The organism is Caballeronia udeis (genome assembly GCF_044909315.1).
Classification (GTDB): domain Bacteria; phylum Pseudomonadota; class Gammaproteobacteria; order Burkholderiales; family Burkholderiaceae; genus Caballeronia; species Caballeronia udeis_A.
Genome location: NZ_JBIYEB010000024.1, coordinates 1 through 14,009 on the forward strand (window position 1 = coordinate 1; position 14,009 = coordinate 14,009).

Below are 14,009 nucleotides of genomic sequence, written 5' to 3' on the forward strand. Positions count from 1 at the left end.
TGCAACTCTTCGCGCGTGATGCCGTAGTTCATGTAGCGCTCAAGATACAGCGCGGTCATGCCGGGGTCGGAGGGGTCGTCGAACCAGCGGCGGCTGCGCAGGCGGGGCGTTGCGGTTTCGTCCGCGCCGTTTGTATGGGTGAGGTTGGGTGGGTTCATAAGCGTGAATGTCTCAGGTTCGTTTTATAGGGGAACAACTGGGCGGTTTGGCGCGTGTATTCGGCAAGCTGCGATTCGCGTTCAAGAGCGCTTGCAGATTGCGTGCAACGAGGCAGGCCATTGCCGTACGGGTTTCTACCGTCACGCCGGATCTGTGCGGTTGCAGCACGATGTTGTCGAGTTCAGCGAAGCCCGGATCGATCGGCGGTTCATTCCAGAATACATCGAGTCATGACGCCGTTCGAGTTCACGCATGGGCTCGTCTGGATACCGATCGAGCACCAGTAAATCCGGCGTGCGCATGTTGTTTCCTCATGCCAAATTGCTTTGCTATTGTTACCGGTAACAGTATCAAACGCATACCGGGATGTCCAGAACAAAAGAGACACGAGAGAGGAGGGCTCGCACGCCCGTTCGGTGGCCTGTTTTTTGGTTCGGTCGGCGACCGGAAGGGGCGCAAGTTCGTGCTGCTCGTGATCATGGCCACCGTTGCTCGGTGTCTATCTGATTGATTTGTCGGTGGCGCGTTCTGGGTGATGGGCGTGTATATGGCAGTGCTATGCATATTGACGCTTACCGATATGTTCCTTTCCACCGAGACGCGCGAGCGGGACCTGACCTTGCTTAACGACGCCGTGGGCAAGGGCAGTTAAGGGAATCGCCGGCAAACCGTTCCGCGAACCAGGGGTTGGTTGTGCGGCAGGTTCCGCCAAGCAATGCAACAAGACACCTTCGATAGCATGTGCGGTTTGCCGAAACCGGCAAACCGCACATGAAGCGTTCGACTGGCTCGCGACGCGTTGTCCTTGCAACGCCGCCTTGCATTAAGCCTAGACAGTAACCTTGGCGACGAGTCCTTCTGCTTCCAAAGCTGCGCGAACGTGCGGCCTCGCAGCCACTCGTTGCTGGAACGCTGCCAATGCCGTGTAATCGCCGAGTTCAAGATTCACGTGGCTTGCCCAATTGGTCACAGCAAAGAGATACGCATCAGCAGCGGTGAAGCGATCGCCCACCAGCCAAGGATGCGATGCCAGACGCTGCTCCAGCAACGCGTAGCAATTGCGCAGGGAATTCTCACGTTCCGTCCTTACAGCCTTGGGTGTTGCGGGATTGAAAAGCGGCGAGTAGCTCTTGTGTAATTCGGAGTTGATGAAGCCGAGCATTTCCTGGAGGCGGTATCGTGCCGGTGTGCCATTTGCTGGCGCCCAGCCGCTTTCCGGGTTGAGGTCGGCCAGGTATTGCACGATAGCCGGGCCTTCTGTCAACAATTCGCCGTTGTCCAGTTCGAGGGCGGGCACGCTGCCCTTCGGGTTGACCTGGTAGAAATCCGCACCGTGTTCGGTACGCTTGGCCTTGATGTCCACCTTGTCGAGTTGCAGTTCAACACCTGCTTCTCGCGCGACGATGTGCGGCGACAGTGAACAGGCTCCCGGAGAGTAATAGAGCTTCATCGAGTTTCCTTGAATGCTTGAGCGAGCGCGCTACGTCCCGAAAGATGACGTGGACCGTAACGCGCACAGCATGGTAGCCGGGCGTATCGTTCGAAGGCTACCCGCCACCCATATAATTCGGTAACTCCAAAGTTACCGGCTATTCCTGGAACTCAAGAACATGGGCCTGCCCTTACGCAAAAGTAAAGCGACCTTACCGCCCATCTGCCAGGTCACCGATGCGCTCGGGTTTCTGCGTGGCGCCTGGGCTCTCAACGTCATCTGGCGGTTGCGTGACCAGGCTCGCCGCTTCGGCGAATTGCGTCACGACATCCCGCGTATTTCTGCACGCGTACTCAGTGCCCGTCTTCATGAACTTGAATCACGAGGACTGGTAACAAGGCGCTCGCTAAACAGCTCGCCGCCTTCGGCCGAATACGAATTGACGGATCTCGGGCGAGAACTGCTGCCCGCTATCGATGTCTTTGCATCGGTAGGCCAGAAGTTGGTCGAGACTTGGGGAACAGAGGGTCCTTAGGGTTGCTGTTGCAGCCCCTCGCCGTTCAACGTGGCGCTGGTGCCGTCCATGTCGACTTCGAAGTGTCGCGGTATTGCTATCCGAGTATCTCGACGGTGGCGGTCGATCCCCGCGCGATCGGGCGGATTGCGGGCGAGATGTTGTTAGCGGCAGCGGCGGCTCGCAAGAGCGGGTTGGAGGCGCTCTCGGAGAAACGGCGGGTGGAGTTTCAGGTGGTCGTGAGGGAGAGCACCTGAGGCTGTTTAACGCCGCCCCTGTGATGGGGCGGGAGTGGACGTCAACTCAACCCTGCGACAGCGAGAATCCTCCCTATTCACTCGCTAAAAGTTTTCATATAACATGCAAACCGGATAACCTGAAACCAACAGCTGAAGCCCGGACCCCAGTGACAAAAGCGCTCACCCTGACCCAGCAGGTCGCCCAGCAAATGACCGGCGATATCCGCGACGGGGTTTACCCGGTCGGCACCAAGCTTCCTTCGGGCAAGGATCTGGCCACGCGCTTTGGCGTCAGCCAGTCGGTCATCCGGGAAGTGACGGAGCGGCTGCGCTCGAATGGGCTGATCGACAGCCGGCAGGGCGCGGGTTGCACCGTGAAGGCCCGCACGGAAACGGGCGGTTTCCGCGTCCCGCACGCGGTCGGCGCGGACCGGGCGGATCTGGCTGACGTCTACGAGCTGCGGCTCGATCTGGAGGGCGCAGCAGCGGCGCTGGCTGCCGTGCGCCGGACGGACGCAGACATCGACGCACTGGCGGCCATTCTCAAATCGCTCGCGGACAACCTCTACACGCCGGACCACGCGGTGGAACTGGATATCGCGTTCCACGTAGCGATCGCCGATGCCACCCACAACCGCTACTACGTCGATCTGCTCCAGTACCTCAACCTCCAGATCCGCCAGGCCGTGCAGACGGCCCGCACGCATTCGCTTGCGCGCCAGCGTCTGCCCGACGAAGTGCACCGCGAACACATCCGCGTATTCGAAGCGATCCGCGCCGGCGATCCGGCGGCTGCGCGTGTTGCCGCGACCTCGCATCTGCAGAATGCGGCCGCCCGCTTGAACCTCGTGTTTCCCGGGCGCGACGCGCTCAACAGCGCCGGCACCCCAAGCCCATTGACGAGCGAATAAATGACCGACTCTTCCTTCCTCCAACGCCTGATCGACAAGCTTGGACCTGATGCCGTCATCACGGCCCCCGATGACATCGCGCCATGGCTGTCGGACTGGCGCGGCATGTACACCGGCCACGCGCAAGCGGTGGTGCGTCCATCAAGCACGGAAGACGTGGCAGCAGCCCTCGCGCTCTGCTCGGACGCCCGCGTGCCGGTCGTGCCACGCGGCGGCAATACGGGCCTATGCGGCGGCGCCACGCCTGATGCCAGCCCCGCGAACGTGATCCTGAGTCTGGACCGGATGCACGCCGTTCGCAGTATCGATACGATCGGCAACACGATGGTCGCCGAAGCCGGCTGCATTCTCGGCAACTTGCGGCGGGCAGCCGCCGATGAACACCGCCTGCTGCCGCTCAGCCTCGCTGCCGAAGACTCATGCCAGTTGGGCGGCAACCTGTCGACGAACGCAGGCGGCGTCAATGTCGTGCGCTATGGCATGACGCGTGAACTTGTACTCGGCCTCGAAGCGGTGCTGCCGAACGGCGAGATCTTTCACGGCCTGCGCACGCTGCGCAAGGACAACACCGGTTATGACCTGAAGCAATTGCTGATAGGCGCGGAAGGGACGCTTGGCGTCATCACTGCCGCGGCGCTGCGGCTGTATCCACGCAACGACGTGCGCGTGGTCGTGCTGGCCGCCGTGAATTCGTCGCAGCAGGCGCTCGATCTTTTCGAACTCCTGTTCGAACGTAGCGGCCCGCGCATGCAGGCTTTCGAATTCTTCACCGCCGAATGTCTCGACATGGTGCTTGAACAAGTCGATGGCATGCGTGCGCCGTTCGCTGAAACTCATCCGGCTTACGTGCTGATTGAACTCGCGGATACCGTCGATGAAGCCGCGTTGCGCGAACTCTTGGAGACGGTGATTGGCGAGGCGCTTGAACGTGAGTTATGCGTGGATGCTGCGGTATCCGAATCAATTGCGCAGGTGAACAGCATGTGGCGGCTTCGCGAGGAAATCTCCGAAGCACAGCGCGCCGACGGTCCGCACGTGAAGCATGATGTCTCGCTGCCGATTGCTTCCATTCCCGCATTCCTTGCCTCGGCGGGCGAGCGTATCGACAAACATCACGCCGGCGTGCGCCTGATTGTGTTCGGCCATTTCGGCGACGGCAATCTTCACTACAATCTCTCGCGCCCAGTAGGTGCGCCGCGCGATTTCTTCAAGCAGCATGGAGAAGGATTGACCGCGGAAGTGCTGGACGAAGTGGCGCGTTATGGCGGCAGCATCAGCGCTGAACACGGCATTGGACAACTCAAGCGCGAGTATTTCAGCCGCTATAAAGACCCGCTGGAAATCCGCTTGATGCGCGAGATTCGAAAGGTCTTCGATCCTCACGGCATCATGAACCCGGGCAAGATTTTCTAACAGAGCCGCAGCAAGGTTCAGGTCGTGGATGGTAGCGTGCCTAGCCTAGCCCTTCGGTGCGCCTAGATTGGCGTTCAACTGGCCGGCGAGTCCGTACAGCACGCTAAGAAACGGCACCGGGATTCCCGCCTTCGCGGCCAGCTCATGAGGTGCACCCAGGATCGCTTCGATCTCCAGTTGACGGCCTGCTTCCACGTCCTGCAGCATAGACGTCTTGAACGCGCCGAGTTTGCGGGTTTGAGCGTTACGCACCTCTGCGGTCATGTTCAGTTCAATCCCGATCTGCTCACCGATCCGCCGCGCTTCTTCCATGATCGAGACAACAAGCTGCGCGGTCAACGGGTCGTCGAGAATCACGTCGGCGGTCGAACGGGTAATCGCGCTGATGGGGTTCATGGTCATGTTGCCCCACAGCTTCGCCCAGATATCGCTGCGGATCTCGCTTGATGTTGTGACGTCAAACTGAGCGAGCCGTAGCAGTTCAATAGCATGGGCCGCGTGAGCGGTGACGCTTGCCGCAGCGGGTCCGACAATAAGCTGGTTGCCATTGCCCTTCCTGATCACGCCGGGTTCGGCTATTGACGAGGAGAGATGCACGACGCAGCCGGAGACTTGCGACGGCGGAAGTGCAGACGACACAACACCCTCAGGATCGACCGATTCGAGCCGTTGCCCTTCAAGGCGGCCACCAAACGCGTTGAGGAACCACCAGGGCACGCCGTTCATTGCCGAAACAATATGGGTGCCGGCGTTCACCAGCGGCGCCAGCGAACGGGCTGACTGTATCAACGCGGGTCCCTTCAGGCAGATGAACACCAGGTCCTGTGCGCCGAGCAAGCCGGGTTGATCGGTTGCGTTGACATTGACCACATAACGGTCGTCACCCTCCATGACGGTCAGGCCATTGCGTTGTATGGCGTCAAGGTGCGGGCCTCGCGCGAGGAGGTTCACCGCGAGGCCGGCGCGCGCGAGGCGCGCGGCAACGATACCGCCAATGGCGCCCCCGCCGACGACGGTTATTTTGGTGGCTTGCTGATTCAAATCTATCCCCTGTACGAAGCGTCGGTGCGATCGACGCGCCGAATGAGTGCGGCAAGGACATTCTCGCCGGCACCGTGTGCGGGAGAGAATTGTAGCGAATCCCGTGTGGTGCCTTTCACGATTTCATCGCTGATGGGCAAGGTATTGCCATGCATGGAATGCGTGACGATCTGAATCTCGCACGCGCGGTTCAAGGTCCATAGCAACGCGAATGCATGAGCCAGCGTGGTTCCGTGCGAGAGCAGTCCGTGGTTCCGAAGGATCAGCAGGCGCTTGTTGCCCATGGAGCCTAGCAGTCTCGACTGCTCTTCGTCGTGGACGGTGATCCCCTCGAACGGATGATAGGCGACCATGTTGTGGAGCTGGGCGGAGTAGAAGTTCGTGTACGACAAACCGCCCTCCATGCACGCGACCGAGAGGCCGGCTGTTGTGTGGGTATGCATGACGCAATGCGCGTCTTCCACATGCTCGTGAATCGCGCTATGAATGACAAAACCCGCAGGATTGATGGGGTAATCCGACGGACTCAGGATCTTGCCGTTCAGGTCGATCCTGACCAGGTTGGAGGCGGTGACTTCGTCGAAAGTCAGCCCGAAAGGGTTGATCAGGAAGTGCTTGTCCGGTCCGGGTACACGCAACGTAATGTGATTGAAAATCAGCTCGGTCCAGCCGAGCATATGAAACACGCGATACGTTGCGGCGAGCTTGAGCCGCGCCTCCCATTCGTCAGGCGAACACCATGCGGGTGCGGGCGGCGTGCTACGTTCGATAGCGGTCATAGTGTGTCTCCTCAGACTGCGGTGTTGCGGGCAGTCACGTTCAGGAATGGTTTATTCTGCGCTTGTGGGCTGCGCACCGCAGCACCTCCCTGTCGATTCAGTAAGCACCATCGCCGGGAGGAGCTGACGCGTCAGGCTGTTTTCCAAACTGTGCGGCAAGGTCCGCGGCGGATTGGATTCATAAGATGGCGCCATTAAACGAAATGAAGACCGATCGCACCCAGCGGACCGTAGTCCACATGGAATGTGTCGCCGGCAAGGGCCTTGACGGGTGCGGTGAACGAGCCGGCGAGAATCACGTCGCCCTCGCGCAGGGACTCATCGTATGGAGCGATCTTGTTGGCGAGCCACGCAACACCGGTGGCAGGATGATTCAGCACGGCTGCCGCCAGGCCGCTTTCTTCTATCGCACCGTTCTTGTAGAGCAACGCGCCGACCCAGCGCAAATCCACGTCGAGCGGACGCACCGGCCGTCCGCCCAGGACGATCGCGGCATTGGCGGCGAAGTCCGAGATGGTGTCATAGACCTTGCGAGGGGCTTTCGTTTCGCGATCGAACTGCTCGATGCGTGCATCGATGATCTCGACCGCGGGCGACACATAAGCGGTCGCATCGAGCACATCGAACAGCGTGACGCCGGGTCCTTTCAACGGCTTGTTCAAGATGAACGCAAGTTCGACTTCGACGCGCGGGGCGATGAATCTGTCGGCGCGTATGTCCTGTCCGCTTTCGATGAACATGGTGTCCATCAATGGCGCGTAGTCGGGTTCGCTGATCTGCGACGCACGCTGCATGGCGCGCGACGTCAGTCCGATCTTGCGGCCCTTGATGACCTGTCCTTCCGCAAGCTTGAGCTTGAGCCATTCGCTCTGGATCGCGTAACCGTCGTCAATGGTCATCTCCGGATAGGTGCGGGAAAAATGCCGCAACTGGGTCCGGGTCTTCTCCGCCTGATTGAGCTGTAACGCAAGGTCGTGAATTGTCTTCTGGTCCAGCATGGTCGGTCCCGTGTTAGCCGCGTTCAGGTCTTGAGGCGGGCGTGAAGATTATTGTGTTTCCATGTGCCTGCTTCGCTGAACTCGTTGATCTCCATCGACAGTGCGAGGCCACGCGTGGCGAATTCATCGGTGAAATCTTCCTTGATCAGGGCGAACAGGGCGTCACCTGCAGCCTGGCGAATTTGAGGCGACCGTCCCATGCCGATCTTGAGGTTAGCGTGTAGAAAGGCGGCGTCGGGCCGTCCGTCGGCGATACAGTATGCGTGGCACCGCAGCGCGCGCACGCGGATGCCGCCTGGCGGAAAGACCCGCTGCTCGCCATCGCGCTGTGCGTCGAGGCAGCGGGCCAGCTTGTTGCATAGTTCACCGATGCGTTCTTCATCGGCAAGGTTGGCGCTATATTCGAGTGTCAGGTGCGGCACGGTAATCTCCTCGGCGTTCGGTCACACGGGCAGCGGCGTCACCGGGAAAATGGCGTTGATCTGCCCGGTTCCCGAACTGCCGAAATAGGGCGTCACCACTTCGGCCTTGCCCTCATAACGGTCCCAGCCAAGCGCTCCCAGGAGCATGGCGGTGTCATGCATGCCGCCTTCACCCCAGCACTTTTCGTTGTAGAGCGGCAGCATCTCGCAGAAGGTCGTCCAGTCGCCGCGTTCCCACAGCTCGACAACCCTGCGATCCATTTGTTCGAGGAACGGACTCCAGACCTTGTGCATGAATTGCTCGGCCGTTCCGTTGTTCGCGAAGTGATGACTCAGCGAGCCGCTTGCGAGGATGGCGACTGTCCCGTCGTAACGCTCCTCTATCGCACGGCGCACCGCGAGGCCGAAACGCGCGCTGGTTTCGAGGTCATGCCACATGCACCAGCCGGCAACGGAGACGGTCTTGAAATGCTGGTCGGCGTTCATGTAACGCATGGGGACCAGCGTGCCGTATTCGAGTTCGAGCGTGGTGTCGCTATGCGCCCGGCTCTTGACGCCCATTTCGTTCGCCACGTCCGCTATCAGATGACCGAGGCCCGTGTTGCCCGGGTAGGCATAGGGCATGTTCTTGATGAAGTGCGGCAGTTCGTTGCTGGTGTAGACGCCTTCGAAGCGGGGGGTGCAGTTGATATGGTATTCGCTGTTGACGAGCCAGTGCACGTCGAATACGACGATGGTGTCGACTCCCAGTTCACGGCAGCGCTTGCCAATCTCATGATGCCCGTCGATAGCGCTCTGACGACATCCCTTGTGCGGACCGTCGAGCTCGGACAGATACAACGACGGCACGTGCGTGACCTTTGCTGCCAGCGCGAGCTTGCCCATCGCGGTCTCCTTTGTTTGATTGCGCAAACGCCGGGCTACAGGCCCCAGCGCGGGATGTGGTGCGATCCGAGCGACACGCAGATATTCTTTGGCTCGAGAAAAACGTCATAGCTCCACGTGCCGCCTTCGCGTCCCACACCCGACGCCTTGGTACCCCCGAACGGTTGCCGCAGATCCCGCACATTCTGGCTGTTGACGAAACACATGCCCGCTTCAATTGCCGCTGCTACCCGATGGGCACGGCCGGTGTTTTCGGTCCAGATATAACTCGACAATCCATACGCGATATCGTTGGCAAGCTGAACGGCGTGAGTTTCGTCGTCGAAGGGAATCAGGCACGCCACCGGGCCGAAGATCTCTTCCTGCGCGATACGCATGCGATTGTCCACGTCCACGAACACGGTGGGGGAAACATAGTTGCCCTTTCTCAGCGACGCCTGCAGGTCAGGTGTTTCCAGTCCGCCACACGCAAGCGTGGCGCCCTCCTTGGGGCCCAGCTCGATATAGCTGCGGACCTTGGCGAGATGGGCCTGACTGATCATGGGACCAATGACCGTCTTTTCGTCGAGCGGATCGCCAACCACAAGCCGCTTCGCCCGCTCGATAAAACGCTCGGCAAACACGGCGTAGATAGAACGCTGGACCAGGATGCGCGACCCGGCCGTGCAACGCTCGCCGTTGTTCGAAAAGATCATGAAGACTGCGGCGTCCAGTGCGCGTTCGAAGTCGGCATCGTCGAAAATGACGAACGGCGACTTACCGCCCAGTTCCATCGAAAACTTCTTCAGGCCGGCCGTTTGAACAATCCGGTTGCCCGTTGCCGTCGATCCGGTGAAGGAGACGGCTCGTACGTCGGGATGGGCCACAAGAGGCTCACCCGTCTCCTTGCCGAAGCCGTGCACCACGTTCAGCACGCCGGCGGGAATACCGGCTTCGAGGGCGAGATTGCCCAGCATGGAAGCGGTCAGCGGCGACAGTTCGCTCATCTTGAGCACTGCCGTGTTGCCGAACGCAAGGCAGGGCGCGACCTTCCATGTGGCGGTCATGAACGGCACGTTCCACGGCGAGATCAGCGCGCAGACGCCAACGGGATGGAACAACGTGTAGTTCAGGTGCGAACTGGTCGGATACGTGTGGCCGTCGACCCGCGTGCACATTTCGGCGAAGTAGCTGAAGTTGTCGGCGGCGCGCGGAATCAGTTGCTTGCCGGTCTGCGAGATGGTCTGGCCGGTGTCCTTCGTTTCGGTTTCGGATAGGTCCGGCACGTTCTTCGCGATCAGTTCGCCAAGCCGCGCGATCAGCTTCGCACGCTCAGCCGCGGGTTTGCCGGCCCACGCGGGAAAGGCCTCTTTCGCGGCACGCACGGCTGAATCGATCTCTTCAGGCGTGCCCCGCGCGACCTCGGCCAGCACCTCCTGGCTGGCGGGATTCACGGTGTCGAAATAGTCGCGTGAGGCATGCGGCCGGCCGTTGATCAGATGTTCGATTCGCATGGTGTTCCCTTGCTCGGTCAAACGCGTCCGAAGTCCGCGTCCGACGCTATGACATTCACAAGCCGGCCGAGACCTTCGATCTCGCACACGACCTCGTCGCCTGCATTGACGTTCACGACTCCCTCGGGTGTCCCGGTGAGGATGATGTCGCCGGGCGCGAGTGTCATGAAGCCGCTCAGATATTCAATCAGTGCCGGAATGTCCGTCACCAGGTCGCGCGTGTTGCCCCGCTGCTGGAGCGTGCCATTGACGATGGTGCGCAGTTCCAGTTGCGTGACGTCGGCGATATTCCCGGCATCAACGAACCAGGGTCCCAGCACGGTCCCGCCGTCGCGATTTTTTACGCGCAGGTTAGGGCGATAGTAGTTCTCGAGGTAATCGCGGATCGCGTAGTCGTTGGCGATCGTATAACCGGCGACGTAATCCAATGCTGCTTCGCGCCGCACGTTCTTCGCGGTGCGTCCGATCACCACCGCAAGCTCGCATTCGTAGTGCATGAAAGCAACGCCGACGGGACGGCGTGTCACCCCGCGATGACCGATGACGGTGCCCGGCCCCTTGAGAAAAACCAGCGGTTCTTCCTGGCTGGAGAATTGCAGTTCCTTCGCGTGTTCGGCGTAGTTGAGACCCAGCGCGAAGATCGTGCCGACTTCAATTGGCGGCAGCCAGACTACCTCGTGCTCCTGCCTGATACGTCCGTCAGCGAGACGGATGTTATCGCCCTCCGGGTAAGCCTCATGAATTGCACCTGCATAGGCTACGCGGCCGCGCATCATGGCTGTTCTCCGTCGCGGGCGTCGTCGCCGATAAATGACACGCACAACGGTGCCCAGGAGCCGATGGAAAGCATGGCTTCATCACCCGCTTGCGCAACTGGCGAGCCGTGCGGTACGCCTAGCGTGAGCACATCGCCTGCGGCCAGCGTCATGAACTCGGTCACATCGGCAATGAGCGTTGCGACGTTACGCACTGAAGACGCGGTGCCGGCAACGAACGCCGGTCTGCCCGCTATTTTCACGGTGATCGTCAGGTTGTCCGGGTCTGCAACGTGACGCCGGGCGACGACCGTCGGGCCGATCACGCAAAATTTGTCGCGCGCACGAAAGCGCACGGACGGCCGGTAGACGCTTGCATGCGGCACGCTGATGTCGGCCACGATGGTGTAACCGGCCACGTAGTCGAACGCCTGGTCGGCATGCACGCGGGTTGCCGTGCGCCCGATCACGATACCGAGCGATGCGCCCACTTCCACGCCCGTTGCATCCTCCGGGATTGCGACCCGCGCACCATGCCCCGCGAGCGTATTGCGCGGTTTCAGATAGAGGATGGGTGCTTTCGGCGGTGCTTTATACGGCGCGGCGTTCATGGTGTCGCCGAGTGCGAGCAGGGCGGCGCGGTCGTTGAGCAAGGTGCCATAGACGGCGCCCGTGACTGGCGGCCTGCACCCGGCAGACGACGATAGCAGCGCGAGCACCTGTTGCGTGTCGACGTCCCGCGGCAACGGGTCACCCTCGATATGGATCAGGTGGTCAGCCAATGCAAACATAGTCCCTGTTCTCTTCAATAAAACACTAACATGTGAGTATTGTGCTGCTTGATATGATCGGGGGTCAACCCATTCCCCTCTGTTCATGGGTTTTCCCTAGGCGTCTCTCCAGCCCGGCCGTTCGTACTTTTATCCTTCGCCATGTCCGCAAAAGCCACTACCCGAACGCTTCATCGAAACTTGCCGATGCTGTTGCTGCGCGCACGAGAAAAAATGATGGAGCGGTTCAGGCCGCTGCTCACCGCGAACGGGCTGACCGAACAACAATGGCGCGTGATTCGGGCGCTCAACGAAAACGGGCCGATGGAACCGCGGCAGATCTCCGATATCTGCACCATCTCCAGCCCGAGCATGGCGGGCGTTCTGGCGCGCATGGAGGCCATGGAGCTCATTACAAAGGAGCGTTTCGCCGATGACCAGCGCAGGATCCTCGTGTCATTGACGAAGAAGAGCATTGGCCTGGTGCGCGTGATCTCGAAGGATCTCGAGGCGCGCTACCGGGAATTGGAGCGCGTGGTAGGGCCGGAAGTGGTGGAGCGCGTTTATAGCGCAATTGATGATCTGCTGGCCGGTCTTGAATAAGCGTCCGGTTTTGCGCGCGGGGATTATTTAGCCGGGCGTGACGCCCGGCATTTGAAAGCTTTCTTCGCGTTTTCCATTTAAACGCGTCGCATTTAGAGCGTGGTATCAAATCGCGAGCAATGATGGGTCCCGCTATTAAAAGCCTGCGCAAGCGTGCCCGGCCTCTACACCGTACTTCATTAAGTCGCTATAAGGTGAAACACGGTTTCGTATTATTTTATTTGGAGAACTGGTATTCGAAAGGTAGTATGTTTAAAAGCTGAAAGAACCGGTCTGTCACGTTATTCAGGCCGGGACATACGAGAGGATTCACAAGATGAAGCCAAGTCTCATTTTGTCCGCGCTCACCGGCGTCCTGCTTTCCGCGCAGGTCATACCTGTTGCCAACGCCGCTGTTTATTCAAACGGCACCAACACCACGACGTTTAACGTCACGCTCACATTACAGGCGAATTGCACGATCTCGGCAACACCGCTGAGCTTCGGCACGAATGGCGTGCTGGCCACTGCGATCAACCAGCAAACTACTCTCGCGGTTACCTGCACGAACACCACACCTTACAACGTCGGACTGGACGGCGGCAATGTGGCGAGTTCGACTGTTACCGCCCGGTTGCTGGCCGGCACGGCCACGGGAAATACCGGTACCACCGTGGGCTTCCAGTTGTATCAGGACGCCGGACACACGACTGTATGGGGCACTACCCAAGGCACGAATACCGTCGCCGGAACGGGCACCGGGTCCTCGCAATCGCTCACGGTATATGGCCAGGTGCCTCCGCAAGCCACGCCGAAACCAGATCTCTACCAGACCACCGTCACTGCAACGGTCTATTTTTGATCGCCGCCGGCAGTGCCATGGTTAGGAGCTCGAATTTCCTTGCGCTCTTGCTGTTAGTAGTATCGCTAAGCATACAAGCCGCCACGCTGCAGATTTCACCCGTGATGGTGGACCTCCAGTCGAACGAAAGCGCAACCGGCATCACACTCCGGAATCCGGGAGACCGCCCGCTTTATGGTCAGGTGCGCGTGTATCGGTGGGACCAGTCGAATCACGATGACACCCTGACGCCGACGCAGGAGCTGGTCGCGAGCCCGCCGTTGATCCAGATCTCCGCGCAGGCCGATCAACTCGTCCGGCTGGTGCGTACCACGCCGGCTCCTGTCGCGGCCGAGCAGAGCTACCGGATCCTTATCGACGAACTCCCCGCGCCGGATGCAGCGCCCACCAGCGGCGTGATGATCCGCCTGCGTTATTCCGTGCCGGTGTTCGTGGAGCCGGCGGGCAAGGCGGCACAACCGGTGCTTTCCTGGCACCTCGTTCGTGACGAGCAGGGCTGGGCCCTGCGTGTTGACAACAATGGTCAGAGGCGTGCGCAGATCGCGGCCGTTCAACTGGTGGACAGCGCGGGCAAGGTCTATGAGATCAACAAGGGACTGCTCGGTTATGCACTGGCCGGGCGTACACGCCAATGGACGGTGCCGCTGCCGGCCGACGCCGACCTGCGCGGCTCCGTGAAGGTACGGGCGGCGGTCAACTCGCTGCCGTCCGAAGCTGTCGTCACGGTGGGACAGCCGGGATAGGCGAGGGCATG

The 14,009-nt window shown here is 60.4% G+C and carries 16 protein-coding genes; 7 read left to right on the forward strand and 9 right to left on the reverse strand.

Going from position 1 to position 14,009, the window contains the following annotated elements:
• Window positions 1–988: 988 nt before the first annotated feature.
• On the reverse strand, window positions 989–1,609 hold the full coding sequence (gstA, locus tag ABH944_RS30910) for a glutathione transferase GstA (RefSeq protein ID WP_404611201.1): 621 nt from the start codon (window positions 1,607–1,609) through the stop codon (window positions 989–991).
• 160 nt (window positions 1,610–1,769) lie between these two features.
• Between gstA and ABH944_RS30915 the strand changes: the two genes are divergently transcribed.
• From ABH944_RS30915 to ABH944_RS30930, 4 genes are all read left to right on the forward strand, one after another.
• On the forward strand, window positions 1,770–2,126 hold the full coding sequence (locus tag ABH944_RS30915) for a winged helix-turn-helix transcriptional regulator (protein WP_404611200.1): 357 nt from the start codon (window positions 1,770–1,772) through the stop codon (window positions 2,124–2,126).
• A gap of 2 nt (window positions 2,127–2,128) precedes the next feature.
• Complete coding sequence (locus ABH944_RS30920; protein WP_404611199.1) at window positions 2,129–2,362, forward strand: substrate-binding domain-containing protein; 234 nt, start codon at window positions 2,129–2,131, stop codon at window positions 2,360–2,362.
• A 149-nt stretch (window positions 2,363–2,511) separates the two neighbouring features.
• Window positions 2,512–3,255: a FadR/GntR family transcriptional regulator gene (locus tag ABH944_RS30925; RefSeq protein WP_404611198.1), complete on the forward strand. Its 744-nt coding sequence runs from the start codon at window positions 2,512–2,514 to the stop codon at window positions 3,253–3,255.
• On the forward strand, window positions 3,256–4,668 hold the full coding sequence (locus ABH944_RS30930) for an FAD-binding oxidoreductase (RefSeq protein WP_404611197.1): 1,413 nt from the start codon (window positions 3,256–3,258) through the stop codon (window positions 4,666–4,668).
• A 45-nt stretch (window positions 4,669–4,713) separates the two neighbouring features.
• Here the strand turns inward: ABH944_RS30930 and ABH944_RS30935 are convergent, their stop codons facing one another.
• From ABH944_RS30935 to ABH944_RS30970, 8 genes are all read right to left on the reverse strand, one after another.
• Complete coding sequence (locus ABH944_RS30935; protein ID WP_404611207.1) at window positions 4,714–5,715, reverse strand: 2-dehydropantoate 2-reductase; 1,002 nt, start codon at window positions 5,713–5,715, stop codon at window positions 4,714–4,716.
• Window positions 5,712–6,488 carry a class II aldolase/adducin family protein gene (locus tag ABH944_RS30940; RefSeq protein WP_404611196.1) on the reverse strand — a complete coding sequence of 259 codons (777 nt, stop codon included), beginning with the start codon at window positions 6,486–6,488 and terminating at the stop codon, window positions 5,712–5,714. The genes ABH944_RS30935 and ABH944_RS30940 overlap by 4 nt, the downstream gene beginning before the upstream one ends.
• Window positions 6,489–6,682: 194 nt before the next feature.
• Window positions 6,683–7,486: a 2-oxo-hept-4-ene-1,7-dioate hydratase gene (gene hpaH, locus ABH944_RS30945; protein ID WP_404611195.1), complete on the reverse strand. Its 804-nt coding sequence runs from the start codon at window positions 7,484–7,486 to the stop codon at window positions 6,683–6,685.
• A 23-nt stretch (window positions 7,487–7,509) separates the two neighbouring features.
• On the reverse strand, window positions 7,510–7,908 hold the full coding sequence (locus ABH944_RS30950; protein WP_404611194.1) for a 5-carboxymethyl-2-hydroxymuconate Delta-isomerase: 399 nt from the start codon (window positions 7,906–7,908) through the stop codon (window positions 7,510–7,512).
• 21 nt (window positions 7,909–7,929) lie between these two features.
• Complete coding sequence (hpaD, locus tag ABH944_RS30955; RefSeq protein ID WP_404611193.1) at window positions 7,930–8,793, reverse strand: 3,4-dihydroxyphenylacetate 2,3-dioxygenase; 864 nt, start codon at window positions 8,791–8,793, stop codon at window positions 7,930–7,932.
• A gap of 35 nt (window positions 8,794–8,828) precedes the next feature.
• On the reverse strand, window positions 8,829–10,286 hold the full coding sequence (gene hpaE / locus ABH944_RS30960) for a 5-carboxymethyl-2-hydroxymuconate semialdehyde dehydrogenase (RefSeq protein WP_404611192.1): 1,458 nt from the start codon (window positions 10,284–10,286) through the stop codon (window positions 8,829–8,831).
• Window positions 10,287–10,303: 17 nt separating this feature from the next.
• Window positions 10,304–11,062 carry a fumarylacetoacetate hydrolase family protein gene (locus ABH944_RS30965; RefSeq protein ID WP_404611191.1) on the reverse strand — a complete coding sequence of 253 codons (759 nt, stop codon included), beginning with the start codon at window positions 11,060–11,062 and terminating at the stop codon, window positions 10,304–10,306.
• Window positions 11,059–11,832, reverse strand: a complete 774-nt coding sequence (locus ABH944_RS30970; protein ID WP_404611190.1) for a fumarylacetoacetate hydrolase family protein — start codon at window positions 11,830–11,832, stop codon at window positions 11,059–11,061. The genes ABH944_RS30965 and ABH944_RS30970 overlap by 4 nt, the downstream gene beginning before the upstream one ends.
• Window positions 11,833–12,018: 186 nt before the next feature.
• Between ABH944_RS30970 and hpaR the strand changes: the two genes are divergently transcribed.
• From hpaR to ABH944_RS30985, 3 genes are all read left to right on the forward strand, one after another.
• Entirely contained in the window at window positions 12,019–12,414 is a 396-nt protein-coding gene (gene hpaR, locus ABH944_RS30975) for a homoprotocatechuate degradation operon regulator HpaR (protein WP_404611189.1), read from the forward strand.
• Window positions 12,415–12,730: 316 nt separating this feature from the next.
• Window positions 12,731–13,255: a Csu type fimbrial protein gene (locus ABH944_RS30980; protein WP_404611188.1), complete on the forward strand. Its 525-nt coding sequence runs from the start codon at window positions 12,731–12,733 to the stop codon at window positions 13,253–13,255.
• Between the two features lie 17 nt (window positions 13,256–13,272).
• The gene (locus ABH944_RS30985; RefSeq protein WP_404611187.1) at window positions 13,273–13,998 is read left to right on the forward strand and encodes a fimbrial biogenesis chaperone; all 726 of its coding nucleotides are present in this window, start codon (window positions 13,273–13,275) and stop codon (window positions 13,996–13,998) included.
• The last annotated feature ends 11 nt before the right edge of the window (window positions 13,999–14,009 follow it).

Bases quoted from the DNA above. Each gene is read 5' to 3' on its own strand.
- gstA (WP_404611201.1), bottom strand. From the start codon at position 1,609: ATGAAGCTCTATTACTCTCCGGGAGCCTGTTCACTGTCGCCGCACATC.
- ABH944_RS30915 (WP_404611200.1), top strand. From the start codon at position 1,770: ATGGGCCTGCCCTTACGCAAAAGTAAAGCGACCTTACCGCCCATCTGC.
- ABH944_RS30930 (WP_404611197.1), top strand. From the start codon at position 3,256: ATGACCGACTCTTCCTTCCTCCAACGCCTGATCGACAAGCTTGGACCT.
- ABH944_RS30940 (WP_404611196.1), bottom strand. From the start codon at position 6,488: ATGACCGCTATCGAACGTAGCACGCCGCCCGCACCCGCATGGTGTTCG.
- hpaH (WP_404611195.1), bottom strand. From the start codon at position 7,486: ATGCTGGACCAGAAGACAATTCACGACCTTGCGTTACAGCTCAATCAG.
- hpaD (WP_404611193.1), bottom strand. From the start codon at position 8,793: ATGGGCAAGCTCGCGCTGGCAGCAAAGGTCACGCACGTGCCGTCGTTG.
- hpaE (WP_404611192.1), bottom strand. From the start codon at position 10,286: ATGCGAATCGAACATCTGATCAACGGCCGGCCGCATGCCTCACGCGAC.
- ABH944_RS30965 (WP_404611191.1), bottom strand. From the start codon at position 11,062: ATGATGCGCGGCCGCGTAGCCTATGCAGGTGCAATTCATGAGGCTTAC.
- ABH944_RS30970 (WP_404611190.1), bottom strand. From the start codon at position 11,832: ATGTTTGCATTGGCTGACCACCTGATCCATATCGAGGGTGACCCGTTG.
- hpaR (WP_404611189.1), top strand. From the start codon at position 12,019: ATGCTGTTGCTGCGCGCACGAGAAAAAATGATGGAGCGGTTCAGGCCG.
- ABH944_RS30980 (WP_404611188.1), top strand. From the start codon at position 12,731: ATGAAGCCAAGTCTCATTTTGTCCGCGCTCACCGGCGTCCTGCTTTCC.
- ABH944_RS30985 (WP_404611187.1), top strand. From the start codon at position 13,273: ATGGTTAGGAGCTCGAATTTCCTTGCGCTCTTGCTGTTAGTAGTATCG.